Annotated in this window: 1 pseudogene; it reads left to right on the forward strand. The window is 49.1% G+C overall.

Annotated elements, in window-relative coordinates:
- A pseudogene (locus AB4585_RS27490) lies at window positions 1–285 on the forward strand (hypothetical protein); the annotation flags it as partial.

Genomic DNA, 285 nt, shown 5'->3' on the forward strand with positions numbered 1-285 from the left:
GCACTATTCGTACTGACGTAGTGGAGTTAAAAGGTCAATTAGACCTTGAGTCTGAGCGTCGCGCCAATGTAGAAAAGATACTCATTGAGCAGGGTAACGCATCAGGCACAACCGTTAGTCAAGACAGTACAAGCTTGCTTACCAATGTGTGGGTGATTGTGGCGCTGTCGGCGGCAGTCACTGCCTTGATCATGTTGTTGATCATTAGGCTAACCCTTTCCATTCGACCTGTTCCTCAGATCGGCAATGAGCCTTCAGCGCCTAAGGCATTAAACCCAGTGCCTG

It is taken from the genome of Vibrio sp. 10N.222.49.C9, assembly GCF_041474985.1.
Lineage (GTDB): Bacteria > Pseudomonadota > Gammaproteobacteria > Enterobacterales > Vibrionaceae > Vibrio > Vibrio crassostreae_C.